The sequence below is a fragment of the Aquibacillus albus genome (assembly GCF_016908325.1).
In the GTDB taxonomy this organism is placed as follows: domain Bacteria; phylum Bacillota; class Bacilli; order Bacillales; family Amphibacillaceae; genus Aquibacillus_A; species Aquibacillus_A albus.
The window spans coordinates 40,136-55,256 of the sequence record NZ_JAFBDR010000028.1 but is presented as its reverse complement, the minus strand read 5'-3'; the positions used below and the strand labels follow the sequence as shown (position 1 = coordinate 55,256).

Sequence of the window (15,121 nt, the reverse complement as noted above, 5' to 3'; positions counted from 1 at the left end):
ACCTTACGGTTGGGGGAAAATACAACTCGCTTGTGAACAAATATGTACATTCTAAAGTGATCAAAAATGTACATTTTCTAATTGACATTTATAATCGTTAACATGGACGGTGAAAAATAGTTCCAAACCTCGATATTTACCGATATGAAGCATAGTTCCATTAGGCGGTACTATACACAGACCCCCATTAGAGGGCACTAGAAATATAAGAATACCGAAATATAACATATAAAGATTACCGCCCAAGTTCTAAAGAACTTAGACGGTTGTCGTTAAAGCATCTATTAAAGATAATCGCATATAGGGTATAGAGGGGATGCGATATAATAAAGAACGATAGAGTAAAGATATGTTTAATAAGCCGCGACGAAATAGACGGCGTAGCTTACTTATTAACGGCTAAGGTTTTTCAATGGAGAGAATGTGTTGTGTTGCCGTTTTATGTGAACGTTAGTCATTTTAATATATCTACGAACCATCGACATATCCGTATGTCCGAGTATGTCTTGCAAACTGAAAGGGTCTCCTCCGTTCATGATATAAAATAATGCTCCTGTATGGCGGAAAATATGCGGAGACACACGTTTATTTATTCCTGCCGCTTCTTTATATTCGACTAGGTTCTTGCGAAACGTGTTAGCATTAATTGGTCTGCCGTCATAGGTAAGGAATAACGTTTCAGCCTCGAAATCCTCCGTTTCTTCCATGTATTCTGAAAGTAGCCGAATCGACTTGTTAGATAAGGGAACCACTCGATAACGTTTCATTTTGGTCTCATGCGGTTCTAGCTGGATGTGTCCTGTTTTTAAATCAACGTTTTTACGTCGAATCTTAATAAGTTCCGATATTCTCACCATTGTATCGAGTAATGTTAGTATCATGACTTTATTACGAAATCCCATGTACCGTGTCTCGTCAATTTGCTCCAATAGTACATTAATTTCCTCGGGTGTAAAAGCCTCGATTTTTATTTCACCCGTTTTAACAGGCTTGAAAAATTCGTGTATTTGCTCGTTAATCCATCCATGTTCAAAACAATGCCGTAAAAATGCCCTTATTGTTCTTATTCGGACGTTAGTCGTAACAGGCGAAAGGTTTTTTGTATGGAGCATATAGCCAATATACTCTCGAAATACATCGGTGGTTATCTCTTTTTGCGTTAAGTCTCCGCCTAAAAAGTCGAGTAAATAACCGAAATGCCTATCGTAGTCGTCAATAGTCGTTTGAGTTAACGCCTCGGTTCGTTTGTCAATCATAAACCGCTGAAACATATCCTTTAATGTTTGGCGTTTAATGACGTTATTCGTTTCAGTTTTCGGTGTTCTTGCAGTTTTACGAATACCTTTCCGTTCTAATTTACGCATAAAAAATAACCTCCTATAAAGTGTAAGAGGTTAGCATAAAGTTCCATTTGGTACCACTAGGTTTTATCGAATAGGTCCCCCGAGAACCACTCAAAAATGATGACGAAACCCTGTGGGACTTTTGCGTGAAATCATCGAAAAAATCATCGTATAAATCAACGGCAAAATCTCGAAAATCACCGTCAAATCAACGTTGGTTTTGGCGGGACTGTGTGGGAATCGAACCCACCGGAGACGGCACGCGCCTCCCTCAGGGTTTTGAAGACCCAGGGGGACACCAGTCACCCATCCAACCCCATGTTACATTTTCTTTCAAGCCTTTTCTAGTTTATAACGAACAATGCCATAATCGCAAGTGTGATGGCCTGGTAAAAAAAGTTATATTTTAATCCAATTGTACTCACATGATTTAATGGATTATCCATCATACTAATTTTGAAACCAAATGAAAAGAGGTGGATGAAAATGGGACGAGATGAACATCGTCATCGTAAAAACAAAACAAAGCTTCCACAAACTCCAGCTAACCAGAAAGATGCAACAGGCGTCGATATGGATATGTCAAAGGATCCACAAGTTGAATTTGGTGTCAATGAAGAACGTGAAGATCGAGAATAAGGGGCATTATAGAAGAGGCTGTCCGATAAGGGTTTGACTCCCTCATTATACTACAACAATTCGTGTTTATGATTAAAATATCACATGATGTTGTAGTTGAGGGGTCTGACCCTTTTCTTTTGTAGTTCACCTTGCTTGATATTCTTAGCAAACACCGATTAAAGTGTAAGTAAGTAGGTTTGTGAGAAAGCAGGGATCATAAATATGGATGCACGATATTATACAATTGGAATGGCTGGTCATATTGATCATGGGAAAACGACGCTAACAAAGGCGCTAACAAATGTAGAGACTGATCGATTAAAAGAGGAGAAGGAGCGCAGCATATCGATTGAATTGGGATATGCTCCTTTACATACAAAAGAAGGTGTACATGTCTCGATTGTTGATGTTCCAGGACACGAGCGTTTTATTCGGCAAATGATTGCTGGTGTAGCAGGAATTGATCTCGTCGTACTGGTTATTGCTGCAGATGAAGGGGTTATGCCGCAAACAAAGGAACACCTCGAAATTCTTCAATTTTTAGGAATTGATCAATGCATCGTCGCAATTACAAAGGTAGATCAGGTCGAAGAGGAACTTCTTGACCTTGTTGCACAAGATATTTACGAGACGTTAGAAGATACGACATTTGTAGATGCACCAATGGTATTTGTAGATAGTTTATCTGGAAAAGGTGTAGACAAGTTAAAGGATCTATTATTTGAAAACCTTAAAAATGTCGGATTTCGGGATCGTTACGGTTCGTTTCGTCTCCCAATTGATCAAGTTTTTACAGTACAAGGATTGGGGACAATCGTTCGTGGCACCATTTATGAAGGAATGGTGCAGAAAAGCGATACCTTACAAGTGTTACCTGCACAGAAACGTGTGAAAGCAAGAAACATTCAAGTCCATCATCAAGACGTCGAACATGCTTCAGCAGGTCAGCGTACAGCAATTAATATCAGTGGTATCGATCGAGACGAAGTTAAGCGTGGCGATGTATTAGTTGCTTCTGATCACTTTATTGTTACCAATACAATCGATGTCTCTATCCGATTTGTAGAGGAAATGCGTTATCCGCTGAAACAGCGAGCACCAGTCAATGTTCACGTTGGTACTTCAGAGGTGATGGGTACGATTGTGTTTTTTGATCGGAATGAAATAAAGAACGAACAGGAAGAAGTTCTTTGTCAGATTCGTTTGCAAGAGGCGATTGTTGTCCGAAGAGGAGATCGCTTTATTTTAAGGCGCCCTTCACCAGTAGAGACAATCGGTGGAGGTTGGGTCATAGATCCAAATGGAGAAAAATATCGTTTTGGCCAACAAACGATTCAAATGCTACAACAGAAAAAAGAAGGTACACCAGAAGACTTAGTCGTTGATGCTTTGACAGAAAAGCCTTTAGATATGAACCAATTGATTCAAGTGACTTCCCTTGATCAGGTACAGGTGGAAACGATTTTGCACGAAGATAACCGAATCATTTCTTTACCGAATGGCTCGTTTAGTTTAAGGACTCAATTAGAAAAAATAAAAGATCAGCTTGTCCATGATCTACAGGCATATCATGAAAAGCATCCAATGCGAAAAGGCATGAATAAAGCAGAATTAGTCCAAACGATAAGCGAGAAATTTCCAAAAGAAGTAATCGACAATGCTGTTAAATTTTTGTTGGAAAATCAACAATTAAAACAAGAAGGGCAATTTCTTGCACTGCAGACGTTTGAAGCCCATTTTCCGAAAGCATGGGCAAAACGAATGGAATCCATCGTAGAAGCAATTAAGCAAGACGGACTGACCGTGAATAAATGGGAGGATTATGTTTCCGATTCGGCCCTTTCACAAGAGCAAGGGAATGAATTAAAAACATTTCTGATTCAGACAAAGCAGTTGTACCGTCTGACAGATGAATTACTGATTCATCGTGAACCGGTCGAAAAAGCGGTAAGTGATTTAAAGCAGAAAACCGATCAGTCGTTTGATTTGAAGCAAGCGAAGGATCAATGGAATGTATCTCGTAAATACTTAATTCCGTTACTAGAGCTATTAGATGAATTAGGCTATACGAAAAGGATGGATAGTCAACGCCAATGGGTCTGATTTAGTGTATATGTTTTTCCTTTTTTAACATTTTTTAATACAATGATAGTAGAAGTGCGTGTTCAAAAATTCATCAAACGTACAAGAAGGTAAAGCCGGATGACATTTTGAGGATCGGAAAACAAACGAACGAAGTGATTCGCCTTTTAATTTGGTGATTTTTTGAGCAAACTATAGAATGGAAAGAGAGGGGTATTACTACATGAGTTACAAAGTCTCGATTGAATTCTGTATGCAGTGAAATTACGCACCTAAAGCCGCAAGTTTTGCGGAACAGTTATTTACACATTTTCGTTCTGACATTCAGACACTGGAGCTTATACCAAGCTCTGGAGGCGCATTTGAAATTACCGTTAACGGTGAAAAGCTTTATTCAAAGCTAGATACTGGCGAATATCCTGTCGCTAATGAAATAATTTCTCAAATGGAAGCCAAATAGAAAGCAGGATGACAAAACGCTTAGGTAATTAACCTAAGCGTTTTTCTAACAGTTAATTATTAAATGGTACGGAGGATAAATAATGAAGCAATTATTAAGAGAGCTACCACCAGTCCATGAGTTGCAAAAGAGTGATAAATTTCAAAAACTAGTTGATACGTTTGATCTTTCCGAAAAATATGTGACAAAGATTATCCAAGAGGTGCTTTCAAGTATCCGTAGTCAACTCTTAAATGGAAACAATCCGTTGAAGCATGATCAAAGTCAATCGATCGTAGAAAGTATTTGGTTGCGCGTGGAAAATGAACTTCATTCTTTTCAGAAAGAGAGAATTACTAGAGTAATTAATGGTACCGGTACGGTTCTACATACAAATCTCGGTCGTTCTAGACTGAGTAAGGATGCGATAGAGCATGTGAAAGTGGTGGCAGAGAGCTACTCGAACCTTGAATACAATATATCAATGGGAAAACGTGGTTCGCGTCATGACATTATAGAAGATTTATTAAAGGAAGTAACAGGGGCAGAGGCTGCAATGGTTGTCAATAATAATGCAGCAGCGGTTTTTCTTATTTTACGTGCATTAGCAAAGGAGAAAGAGGTTATTGTTTCGCGTGGTCAATTAGTAGAAATTGGAGGTTCGTTTCGAGTTTCAGCGATTATGGAAGAAAGTGGTGCGAATTTAGTAGAAGTAGGGACGACAAACAAAACCCATTTATATGATTATGAGCAAGCGATAACGGAAGAAACAGGAATGATTTTAAAAGTACATACGAGTAATTTTAAGACAATTGGTTTTACAAAATCCGTTTCAACAGATGAACTTGTTCATTTATCAAACCAGCATGAACAACTCGTTTTTTACGAAGATTTGGGTAGTGGTTCCTTGTATGATTTTCAACAGAGTGGAATTGGTGATGAACCAGTTGTGAAACAAGTTATTGAATCCGGCGTGGATCTCGTTTCATTTAGCGGTGACAAGCTTTTAGGCGGACCACAAGCAGGTATTATCGTTGGAAAGGAATCATTGATAAAGGTCCTTAAAAAGCATCAGCTTGCAAGAGTGTTACGCGTCGATAAAATGACGTTAGCAGGATTAGAGACGACACTACGTGCTTATATCAATGAGCAGGCAGCTGAAAAATTGCCAACAGTGAGAGATATCATCAAACCAATTGAACAAATAAGGGAATTAGTAGAATACTTTATCGCTAAATTACAAACAGTCACTTCCGTTTACACTTGTGAGATTTTGGAGGATACGTCACAAGTCGGTGGTGGAACAATGCCAGGGGTAGAGGTTTCAACTTTCGTTGTAGCGATCAAGCATCAACAATCTTCCGCCCAGGAACTAGCAAATCAATTAAGAAAAGGCTCAACACCAGTGATTACAAGAGTAAAAGAAAATAACGTCCTAATTGACTTCCGCACAATCACAAAGGAAGAAACGGACGATCTAGTACAAGCATTTACGAGCATAGGGGTCTGACCCCGCTCGTGGACATTTGTCCGCGTGGGGTGGACAGGGGGGGAATAGTGGAAATTTCGACTTATTTGTGCTATTCTTCAAATGTAACCTCGAATGCTTCTGGTATATAAAGTGCTTCGTAATTCGTTAAGTTATTTTCATTAATAAATGCGAACATTTCCTCTTCTGTGTAAAACCATTCATAACTACTGGCGTTGTAAGTTAATAAGTAAACTGGTTCGTCCATTTTAAACTCAAACCTCCATTATATTGATTTTCTCTTTTACATTTAGACTAGTTTTCATCAGTATATTATTGGTAGAATAATAATAGAACGAGGTCTTATAAATACTTATTCGTTTATAGAATTGCCTTATAGACATGCACTTATAGAAGGTTTATGGGGATGGTAGACTTCATGTTCAATTCACTGTATTAGCACAAGAGGTGTGAAATATGTCATATATCGTAGAATCACTCAAACTTCCAATTGATAATTTATTAGGTGTCTTCATTTATGGAGTTTTATTAATGCTTGTTACTGGTTTATCCACATACTTTGCTCTCCGGTATATCCCATTTGAACTTTCCGATATAGTTAAACAACTGATTATTGGATGTGTTGTATTTATCACATTACTTATTTGGATCTTTAATTTGGTGTAAAGAAAACTTGGCTAGTGCCAAGCCTTTAGGCGCAGGCGATCGCCTAGTTGCACTTATGCTTAGTTCTTAAAAATTTTACTACGTCGATTTACTTCAGCGCTAAAATTTTATACTTTCCTAACGTGTAAAGAAAGAAGGAAGAGCACCTTTATAGTGCTCTTCAATCCAAGCTATTCTTCACTATGCTCATATTCATCGTAGGATAGCCTTGTAACCTTTGTATACTCTCCTTGTTCAATTTCTGACTGCGTTGCCTTCTCGCCAAAGTCTTCATCTGGGTCGACATTTGGCGCAACCTTTTTTTCTTGTGGATTATGTTTTTTCATCCTTTTATCCCTCCAATCGTTTTTAGTTTCCCTAGAGCTCTTTAAAATAATTCAAAAGGAACAAGTGTTCTAATCATGGCATTCGTGCTATACTAAATGGCAGTATCTAAACGAATGCTAAATGCTGTACGGAATAGGAGTAATTTGTATGAAATTAATTTTAGCTGAAAAGCCTTCTGTAGCAAAAAATATTGCAGATGCTTTAAAAATAAAGACAAAAAGAGATGGTTTTTTTGAAGGAAATGGTTATCTAGTCACATGGGCATTTGGCCATTTGCTCGAATTATATGATGCAAAGGACTACAACTCGAAAATGGCGAGGTGGAGAATGGATTATTTTCCATTCATTCCAGGTGAATTTCAATATAAAGTGAAAAGCAATCCGCGAAAGAAGGGGCAAATAGATGCGGGTGCTGCCAAACAATTAAGAACAATAAAAACATTAGCAACAAGAAGTGACGTAGATATGATTATTTCTGCATGTGATTACGATCGAGAAGGTCAATTAATTGGGGATAGTATTATCGAAAATATTCAAACGAATAAATTGGTTTATCGACTATTGCTGAATGAGTGGACTGCGGAGGAAATTTTACGAGGAATGAATCAAATAAAGCCGAATTCCGTATTCAAGCCGTTACATGATGCTGGAAAAACGAGACAATGGACAGATTGGATCATTGGCATAAATTTAACGTCTGTAGCAACCCTAAAGTTTCAGAAGGGTAAAGGAAAAGTACTGAATATTGGTCGAGTATTACTTCCAACGTTAAAAATTATTTACGACCGCGATAAAGAAATAGAACAGTTTGTCCCAGAAGATTACTTTAAACTAGTAGCTAATTTTCAGACGGCAGACAAGCACTCCTATCAGGGGATTTATACAATAAATGGAAAAGAAAGGTTTTCCGATAAAGACAAGCTAATCCAATTGGAACAAGCATTACAAACTCATTCAGCAACAATTATAAGTAAGGAAGTGGACCGCAAAAAAGAGTTTCCGCCGTTTTTATTTAATTTATCAAATCTACAAGGATATATTACGAACAAATATCAAGGCTGGACATCCGACAAAGTGCTAAAAGTGGCACAGACGCTTTATGAGAAAAAGTTAATCACATATCCTAGAACTTCAAGTACGGCACTAGATGAAAGCCTTGTCGGAAAGGCTGCGAAAGTCTTAGAAGGTATCACTGCTGATTTGCCATATAGGAATGAAGTAAAGTTTATTAAATCAAAAAGAGTTTTCAATAATGCAAAGGTCGAAAGTCACAGTGCTATTATCCCGACTTACATAAAGCCTAAACAATTATCAGCAGACCAACTTATCGTCTATCAGGCGATAAAAAACCGTTTTATTATGCAGTTTATGCCAGTAGCCATTTATGAAGAAACGAAACTTATTACGCAGTTGTCTGATAAATTTATAACAGGTGAATTTGTTACAAAAGGGAAAGTGCAACTTGTGGAGGGATGGAAGAAGGTTGAAGGCATTCAATCAAAGGATACATTATTACCGAACGTGCAATTAAAGGAAAAGGTGGATTTGTTAGATCTTGATGTTACGGATCATGTAACGAAACCACCAAAACATCATACCGAAAAAACATTATTACGCGTGATGGAGACGTGCGGTAAAAGCTATGCAGCAGAGGATAGCGAAGATGAGCAACAGGTATTAACAGGTTTTAGTATTGGTACACCTGCAACAAGAGCAGAAACGATTAAGAAGTTAAAACAAGTTGGCTATATCACAAATAAAAAGAAACATCTCATTTGTACAGAACTAGGAAAAAAATTAGTAGAAACGTTTCCGGTTCAGGAGTTATTTGACTTAGAGTTTACAGGAAAGTTGGAACAGTCACTCGCTGATATTGAGAAAAATAAACGTAATATGGAGGATTTTTTACCGTTTATCTATTCTTTTACGAATCAGGCTGTGACAAAAATTAAGGAAGAGAAGGATGTTGCACTTCAAGAAGGAAAAGTAACTCGTGTAACAAACGATATCATTGGAAATTGTCCGTTGTGTGGACACATAGTTATTGAGGGACGGAAAGGATTTGGTTGTAGTAATTGGAAACAAGGCTGTAGTTTTGTTGTGTGGAAGCATGATAAATTTCTAAGTGCGATGAAGAAAAAAGTAACAAAGACAATGGTAACATCTCTATTAAAAAATCGAGTTGTCTATGTCAAAGGGCTGACAAGTAAAAATGGAAAAAAGTTTAATGCCTATTTACGTTATGAAAAAAATGATAATAATCGCTATTTTAGCTGGAGGATGGATTTTAAAAAGTAGAATATTTTAATAAGTCATCGAGTTAAACATGAAATATTTTCCAATAAAAGCGGTATTTTTTCACTAGTCATTATGTTAAAATGAATAAAAAGAACTATACTGGATAATGGCAAATTCATCCGAAAGGTGAAGACGCAAAGCTACGGGTCTACTGCTAACTTTAGCTATGACGGCCGAGTTGCCCAAATGAAGGATTACTTCATTTTGCGTAAACTACCCTTTCTAGTGAGGGTAGTTTTTATTTGACATCAAATAGCGCAAAGAAAGTACCAAACAGTTAGAAAACAAGCCTTCTATTAAAATGATATGGAGGAAAATCAGATGAATAACAAAAGGAATACACTAGCCGTCCTTTGTGTATTATTCTTTTTAATAGCTTTTTCCTATACGTATTTGTTTCTAGTTAAAGATACAAATGGTTTTCTATTTTACTTGGGAGAATTCATCTATTCATTAGCACCGCTCTTTGCGGCTTTTTGGTTATTCGGAGCATATCAGCGAAGTCCGGTAGCAGAGCGCTTATTTTGGCTTCTCCTTTCTATAGGCTATTTATTTGCGTTTACAGGGCTAATGGTAAGGGACATTTTTGAATTATGGTTACATATGGAAGTACATTTCCCTGGATTACCAGACTTGTTTTATTTACTTCATTATGTTTTGTTTTCCATTGCCTTTATTTATAAATTAGTTAAGGAAAAGGAAAACGCAGCTTTCTTTCAAAACTTAATGGACATGATTATTATCATGACGGTAGCTATTACCCTGTTTGGATATTTTATTATCCAGCCAATAATGCAAGAATTGAATGCCTCTAATTTATATCAATTTGTATCGATAAGCTACCCTGTTGGGGATTTGTTTCTTTTATTGCTCACGATTACGATTTATTATGATTCTCCAACTATTCTTAAGCGAAACGGCTTGTCGTTTTTAGTGCTCGGATTATTTTTACAAGTTACAGCAGATGCTTTTTATCTATATTTACAAACAGCGGATGGTTATTCCTCTTGGAGTGTGGTTGATCCAATTTATTTTCTCTCCTATTTGCTCGTTGGTTATGCTGGCTATCAGCGGTCAAAATTTAAACTGAAACCAATTATAAAATCGGATAGGAAGAAAGAAGATCTAAGTCTGTTTCAAATCGTTCTACCTTATCTCTATATTGTTGGGTTATTAGTTATTTTGTTATTTCATCGAGAGGATACCATTGTCATTGGGGCAAGCATTTCTATTTTCTTTATCCTCTTCAGGCAAGTAATGGTCATGATAGGAAGCAGGAAATTGCTTGATAAATTTAAGCAGCAAGCGGAAGAATTGCAAACTACTTCTCAAATCTATCAGTCTATTTTTAAATACCATACGGATACTGTGTTTTCTTTAGACTTAGATGGGAATTTTTTGCTAGTTAACCCGAAGTGTGTGGAGTTTGCCAAACGATCTGAGCAAGAGCTTTTGCAGATGTCAATTTTTTCTATTTTGCCAAAAACGGTAGTAAACCAAGTGAAGAGACATTTTTTGAAGGCGAGAGAAGGGAATCCTCAAACCAATCGAATAACTTATAATGAAACGCCTTCTGAAGTAAAATACTTGGAGATTACCTATATTCCTATTTTCATTGATGACAAAGTTACTGGTGTTTTTTGTATTGCAAAGGACATAACAGAAAACAAGAAGAATGAAGAAAAAATTAACTATTTAGCCTATCATGATCCATTAACAGGCTTAGTAAACCGAAGATATTTTGATCAGCTATTAGAGGAGGCCGTTGTAGAGGCCAAAGCAAAAAAGCAAATGCTTGCCGTACTATTTCTTGATTTAGATCATTTTAAGATTATCAATGATACGTTAGGACATAACGTAGGTGATCTTTTACTTCAAGCGGTTGGCAAACGTCTAAAGGAAGCATTAAACAAGAATCAGGTTGTTGGTCGGCATGGTGGCGATGAGTTTACTTTTCTATTAAAAGGTGTAAAGGATAAAGATGATACTATTGATCAAGCAGAACAAGTTTTTCAATTATTAAATCATCCATTTTACATCAACAAGCATAAAATTTCATTAACTCCAAGTATAGGTATTTCTATTTATCCTGATGATGCTCATCATCCAGAGCAATTAATGAAAAACGCTGATCTGGCAATGTATCGAGTTAAATACCATGGGAAAAATCATTACAGAGTATTTACTGCATTAAGTGAAGGGAAATCGATTCGAAAACTAACGATCGAAAAGGATATCCATACGGTCATACGAGAGAACCAATTAGAAATTTTTTATCAACCCCAAGTGGAAAGTAATAGTGGTCGAATTATTGGCATGGAGGCATTAGTTCGATGGAATCACCCTACGCTAGGAATTATTTCACCATCTGAATTTATTCCATTAGCAGAAGCTACAGATATCATTTTCGCTGTAAATGAATGGGTTTTAGAGGAGGCGTGTAAACAGCAAAAGGAATGGATGGAACAAGGTTTGCACTTAAAGTTATCGGTAAATATTTCCCCACAGCAATTTTATCATCAATCTGATTTGACGAAAAAAGTGAAAGATATAGTTAACACGTATAAGATTGATCCAACAAAGCTAGTTATTGAAATAACAGAATTGATTGCTATTCATAATATGGATATAGCGATGGAAAAGCTGCTTGAATTAAAGTCACTTGGTATTCAAATAGCATTAGACGATTTTGGAACTGGATACTCATCTTTATCCTATTTAACGAGATTACCGATTGATGAAATAAAAATAGCAAAAGAGTTTATTGATACACTAGATGAAGGTACTGAAAATCAAGCAATATTACATTCCTTGGTGAAATTAGCCAATGATTTAAACCTTCGTGTAGTGATCGAAGGAGTGGAGACTGAAGAACAATATAAAAAACTTCATCTTTTAAGCTGTCATATCGTACAGGGATATTATTTTAGTAAGCCACTGCCCGCTAAACAAGTCAATCAATTATTAATAGAATGGACTACCATGTATTAAAAAACAATTTGCTCATTTTAAGCAAGTTGTTTTTTTGTTTTAAAAATACAACCTAGCAGGCAGCCCTATTTTTGGATTTTATTTAATGGCTGTTTTCGTGTGCTTTGTTCCTAATGTTACCGCATTTGAATAACCTTGACTCGCTGCCGAACCGCTCGTAATGGCTTTGAAACACACTAGTCCTTTTGTCCTATTTTCACGTTGTGTAATGCTGTTATTTTATCAAAATATTGAATCCGCTTACACCATAACAATAAAAGATTTCATGTAAGATAATCACACATCGAATAAAGCGATTTCATTATAAAAATTGTCGTTTTTCGTTTGTGAAGTTTTCTTACAAGACATTTGAATCTAATAAGAGCTTATGAGTACAATGATAACAACATTAATTTTCAGAAAATTAGAATCACTTGGAGGGTTAATCCACATGCCAAAACAAAAGATAGTTTTAATAGGAAACGGGATGGCAGGTATACGAGCAATTGAAGAAATTTTAAAACGAAAGCCAGATGCATTTGATATTACTGTGTTTGGTACTGAGCCATATCCAAACTATAACCGGATACAATTATCAAAGGTATTGCAAGGGGATACAGATGTTCAGGATATTACGCTAAATGAATGGCAGTGGTATGAAGATAATAATATTCGTTTGTACCCTGGAGAAACCGTTATAGAAATTGATAAGAAAAATCAATTTGTCTTAACTGATAAAGATCGTAAGGAGCCTTATGACAAATTAATTATTGCAACTGGCTCTAATCCATTCATGCTTCCTTTACCTGGAGCTGATAAAGAAGGGGTTACAGCATTTCGCGATATAAAAGATTGTGAAATGATGATGGATTATTCCAAAAAGTATAAAAAAGCAGCAGTAATTGGTGGAGGATTACTAGGGTTAGAAGCGGCAAGAGGCTTGTTAAACCTAGGTATGGAAGTAGATGTTATTCATATTGCTGATTACTTGATGGAACGTCAACTGGATCGGGATGCAGGTAACCTACTGAAGCAGGAATTAGAAAAGCAAGGGATGAACTTTTTACTAGAAAAGCAAACAGTAGAGATTACTGGTCGAAACCATGTTACAGGTCTACGTTTTAAAGACGGTAGTAAAATTAAAGCAGATTTGGTTGTTATGGCAGTCGGAATTAAACCAAATGTTGCTTTAGCGAAGGAACATGAAATACCGGTAAATCGAGGAATTGTTGTCAATGATCATATGGAAACAGAAGTTCCAAATATTTATGCGGTAGGAGAATGTGCAGAGCACCGTCAAATGGTTTATGGGCTAGTTGCTCCATTGTATGAGCAGGGTCAAGCATTGGCAAAGCACATTTGTGATCAAGCAGACGAAGGTTATAAAGGTTCTGTACTATCTACACAATTAAAAGTATCTGGAGTAGATGTTTTCTCAACAGGAAAAATCCTTGATGATGAATCTACAAAAGCCATTAAAATGTATGATGATTGGCGAGGCATCTACCAAAAGGTGCTAGTAGAAGAAGGTAAGATTACAGGTGCCGTTTTATTTGGAGATACTAAAGACGGAAACAAACTACTTAGTCTTATTAAAAAAGGTGCAGATGTTGAGGAATACCTGGAATCCGGTCAAACGGAAGAGTCTGGCGTTGATCTAGTAGCATCAATGAGCGATGATGAGTTAATTTGTGGATGTAATGGTGTATCGAAAGGGGCTATTGTTGAAGCAATTAACAATCAAGGTCTAACAACCGTAGAGCAAGTAAAAGGGTGTACGAATGCATCACGTTCATGTGGTACATGTAAATCATTAGTATCAGATTTACTAGAATGTACACTTGGTGATGAATACAGTGCAGATCAAAAAGAGACCATTTGTAGCTGTACTACCCTATCAAGAGATGAGGTAATAGAAGAAATCAAAGAAAAAGGACTTACACATGTTCGAGAAGTAATGAATGTGTTGGGATGGAAAACGGAAGAGGGTTGTTCCAAATGTAAACCAGCAATTAATTACTATCTTGGAATGATTAATCCTTCAGAATATGAGGATGAGCGTGAATCACGCTTTGTGAATGAAAGATTACATGCAAACATTCAAAACAATGGTACTTACTCCGTTGTACCTAGAATGTACGGTGGAGTTACCAATTCAAATGATCTAAGGAAAATTGCCGATGTTGCTGATAAATATGAAGTCGGCATGATTAAAGTAACTGGCGGGCAACGGATCGACTTACTTGGTGTTAAAAAGGAAGACCTTCCAAATATTTGGGCAGATTTAGATATGCCTTCAGGTCATGCGTATGCAAAGTCTGTTCGAACGGTAAAAACATGTGTGGGAGAGAATTTCTGTCGATTTGGAACACAAGATTCCATTGGAATGGGAATTGATATTGAGAAGAAGTTTGAAGGCTTATATACTCCTCACAAAGTTAAAATGGGTGTATCCGCATGTCCAAGAAACTGTGCGGAAGGTGGTATTAAAGATGTCGGCGTGTTAGGACTTGATGGTGCTTGGGAAGTTCATGTAGGTGGTAACGGCGGAACAGATTTACGTCAAGCTGAGCTCCTATTTAAGGTCAAAACACAAGAAGAAGTGCTTGAAATGGTAGGTGCTTTTCTACAATACTATCGTGAATCTGCTAACTATTTGGAAAGAACCTCTGCATGGGTAGAGCGAGTTGGAATAGAGCATGTTCGAGAAGTACTATCAGACAAAGAAACGCGTGACGAATTAAACGAACGTATGGATGAGGCGTTAGCTGCTGTTCAAGAACCATGGAGTGAAGCAGTTAAAAATGAGACATTGTTAAAAGAGCTTTATGAGAAGGTGAATGTTCCAACAGGATCTAACTAATAAAGGATGTTCACTTACTATAG

At 36.9% G+C, this 15,121-nt stretch carries 10 protein-coding genes, 1 tRNA gene, 1 pseudogene and 1 riboswitch; of the genes and pseudogenes, 8 read left to right on the top strand and 4 right to left on the bottom strand.

Translation table 11 applies throughout. The annotated features are described in order from the left end of the window. Nucleotides 1-392: 392 nt before the first annotated feature. Both JOC48_RS18465 and JOC48_RS18460 read right to left on the bottom strand, forming a co-directional pair. Entirely contained in the window at nt 393-1,364 is a 972-nt protein-coding gene (locus JOC48_RS18465; protein WP_204501888.1) for a tyrosine-type recombinase/integrase, read from the bottom strand. A gap of 200 nt (nt 1,365-1,564) precedes the next feature. Beyond that, nucleotides 1,565-1,661, bottom strand: a tRNA-Sec gene (locus JOC48_RS18460). 168 nt (nt 1,662-1,829) lie between these two features. On the opposite strand from JOC48_RS18460, the gene JOC48_RS18455 reads away from it, so the two are divergent. The 4 genes and pseudogenes from JOC48_RS18455 to selA all read left to right on the top strand — a co-directional run bounded on the left by JOC48_RS18455 (nt 1,830) and on the right by selA (nt 5,995). Beyond that, nucleotides 1,830-1,982, top strand: a complete 153-nt coding sequence (locus JOC48_RS18455; RefSeq protein WP_204501887.1) for a YfhD family protein — start codon at nt 1,830-1,832, stop codon at nt 1,980-1,982. 204 nt (nt 1,983-2,186) lie between these two features. Further along, the gene (selB, locus tag JOC48_RS18450; RefSeq protein ID WP_204501886.1) at nt 2,187-4,067 is read left to right on the top strand and encodes a selenocysteine-specific translation elongation factor; all 1,881 of its coding nucleotides are present in this window, start codon (nt 2,187-2,189) and stop codon (nt 4,065-4,067) included. Between the two features lie 253 nt (nt 4,068-4,320). Then, nucleotides 4,321-4,506: pseudogene (locus JOC48_RS21710) on the top strand (Rdx family protein); the annotation flags it as partial. A gap of 82 nt (nt 4,507-4,588) precedes the next feature. Beyond that, on the top strand, nt 4,589-5,995 hold the full coding sequence (gene selA / locus JOC48_RS18440) for an L-seryl-tRNA(Sec) selenium transferase (protein WP_204501885.1): 1,407 nt from the start codon (nt 4,589-4,591) through the stop codon (nt 5,993-5,995). Between the two features lie 70 nt (nt 5,996-6,065). On the opposite strand, the gene JOC48_RS18435 is transcribed toward selA, so the two are convergent. Beyond that, the gene (locus tag JOC48_RS18435) at nt 6,066-6,221 is read right to left on the bottom strand and encodes a hypothetical protein (protein WP_204501884.1); all 156 of its coding nucleotides are present in this window, start codon (nt 6,219-6,221) and stop codon (nt 6,066-6,068) included. A gap of 209 nt (nt 6,222-6,430) precedes the next feature. On the opposite strand from JOC48_RS18435, the gene JOC48_RS18430 reads away from it, so the two are divergent. After that, the gene (locus JOC48_RS18430; protein ID WP_204501883.1) at nt 6,431-6,640 is read left to right on the top strand and encodes a hypothetical protein; all 210 of its coding nucleotides are present in this window, start codon (nt 6,431-6,433) and stop codon (nt 6,638-6,640) included. Between the two features lie 170 nt (nt 6,641-6,810). Here JOC48_RS18430 and JOC48_RS18425 read toward each other — a convergent pair whose 3' ends face one another. Next, nucleotides 6,811-6,966, bottom strand: coding sequence for a hypothetical protein (locus tag JOC48_RS18425; RefSeq protein WP_204501882.1), 156 nt, complete (start codon nt 6,964-6,966; stop codon nt 6,811-6,813). A gap of 148 nt (nt 6,967-7,114) precedes the next feature. On the opposite strand from JOC48_RS18425, the gene JOC48_RS18420 reads away from it, so the two are divergent. The 3 genes from JOC48_RS18420 to nirB all read left to right on the top strand — a co-directional run bounded on the left by JOC48_RS18420 (nt 7,115) and on the right by nirB (nt 15,098). Continuing rightward, nucleotides 7,115-9,265, top strand: coding sequence for a type IA DNA topoisomerase (locus JOC48_RS18420; protein ID WP_204501881.1), 2,151 nt, complete (start codon nt 7,115-7,117; stop codon nt 9,263-9,265). A 98-nt stretch (nt 9,266-9,363) separates the two neighbouring features. Next, nucleotides 9,364-9,451, top strand: a riboswitch (cyclic di-GMP riboswitch). Between the two features lie 135 nt (nt 9,452-9,586). Further along, a complete protein-coding gene (locus JOC48_RS18415) occupies nt 9,587-12,256 on the top strand; it encodes an EAL domain-containing protein (RefSeq protein WP_204501880.1) in 2,670 nt (889 codons plus the stop codon). A gap of 430 nt (nt 12,257-12,686) precedes the next feature. Then, nucleotides 12,687-15,098, top strand: coding sequence for a nitrite reductase large subunit NirB (nirB, locus tag JOC48_RS18410; RefSeq protein ID WP_204501879.1), 2,412 nt, complete (start codon nt 12,687-12,689; stop codon nt 15,096-15,098). Nucleotides 15,099-15,121: the final 23 nt, after the last annotated feature.

Excerpts from the sequence above, each read along its gene's own strand:
- JOC48_RS18465 (WP_204501888.1), bottom strand. The coding sequence starts at position 1,364 with ATGCGTAAATTAGAACGGAAAGGTATTCGTAAAACTGCAAGAACACCG.
- JOC48_RS18455 (WP_204501887.1), top strand. The coding sequence starts at position 1,830 with ATGGGACGAGATGAACATCGTCATCGTAAAAACAAAACAAAGCTTCCA.
- selB (WP_204501886.1), top strand. The coding sequence starts at position 2,187 with ATGGATGCACGATATTATACAATTGGAATGGCTGGTCATATTGATCAT.
- selA (WP_204501885.1), top strand. The coding sequence starts at position 4,589 with ATGAAGCAATTATTAAGAGAGCTACCACCAGTCCATGAGTTGCAAAAG.
- JOC48_RS18435 (WP_204501884.1), bottom strand. The coding sequence starts at position 6,221 with ATGGACGAACCAGTTTACTTATTAACTTACAACGCCAGTAGTTATGAA.
- JOC48_RS18430 (WP_204501883.1), top strand. The coding sequence starts at position 6,431 with ATGTCATATATCGTAGAATCACTCAAACTTCCAATTGATAATTTATTA.
- JOC48_RS18425 (WP_204501882.1), bottom strand. The coding sequence starts at position 6,966 with ATGAAAAAACATAATCCACAAGAAAAAAAGGTTGCGCCAAATGTCGAC.
- JOC48_RS18420 (WP_204501881.1), top strand. The coding sequence starts at position 7,115 with ATGAAATTAATTTTAGCTGAAAAGCCTTCTGTAGCAAAAAATATTGCA.
- JOC48_RS18415 (WP_204501880.1), top strand. The coding sequence starts at position 9,587 with ATGAATAACAAAAGGAATACACTAGCCGTCCTTTGTGTATTATTCTTT.
- nirB (WP_204501879.1), top strand. The coding sequence starts at position 12,687 with ATGCCAAAACAAAAGATAGTTTTAATAGGAAACGGGATGGCAGGTATA.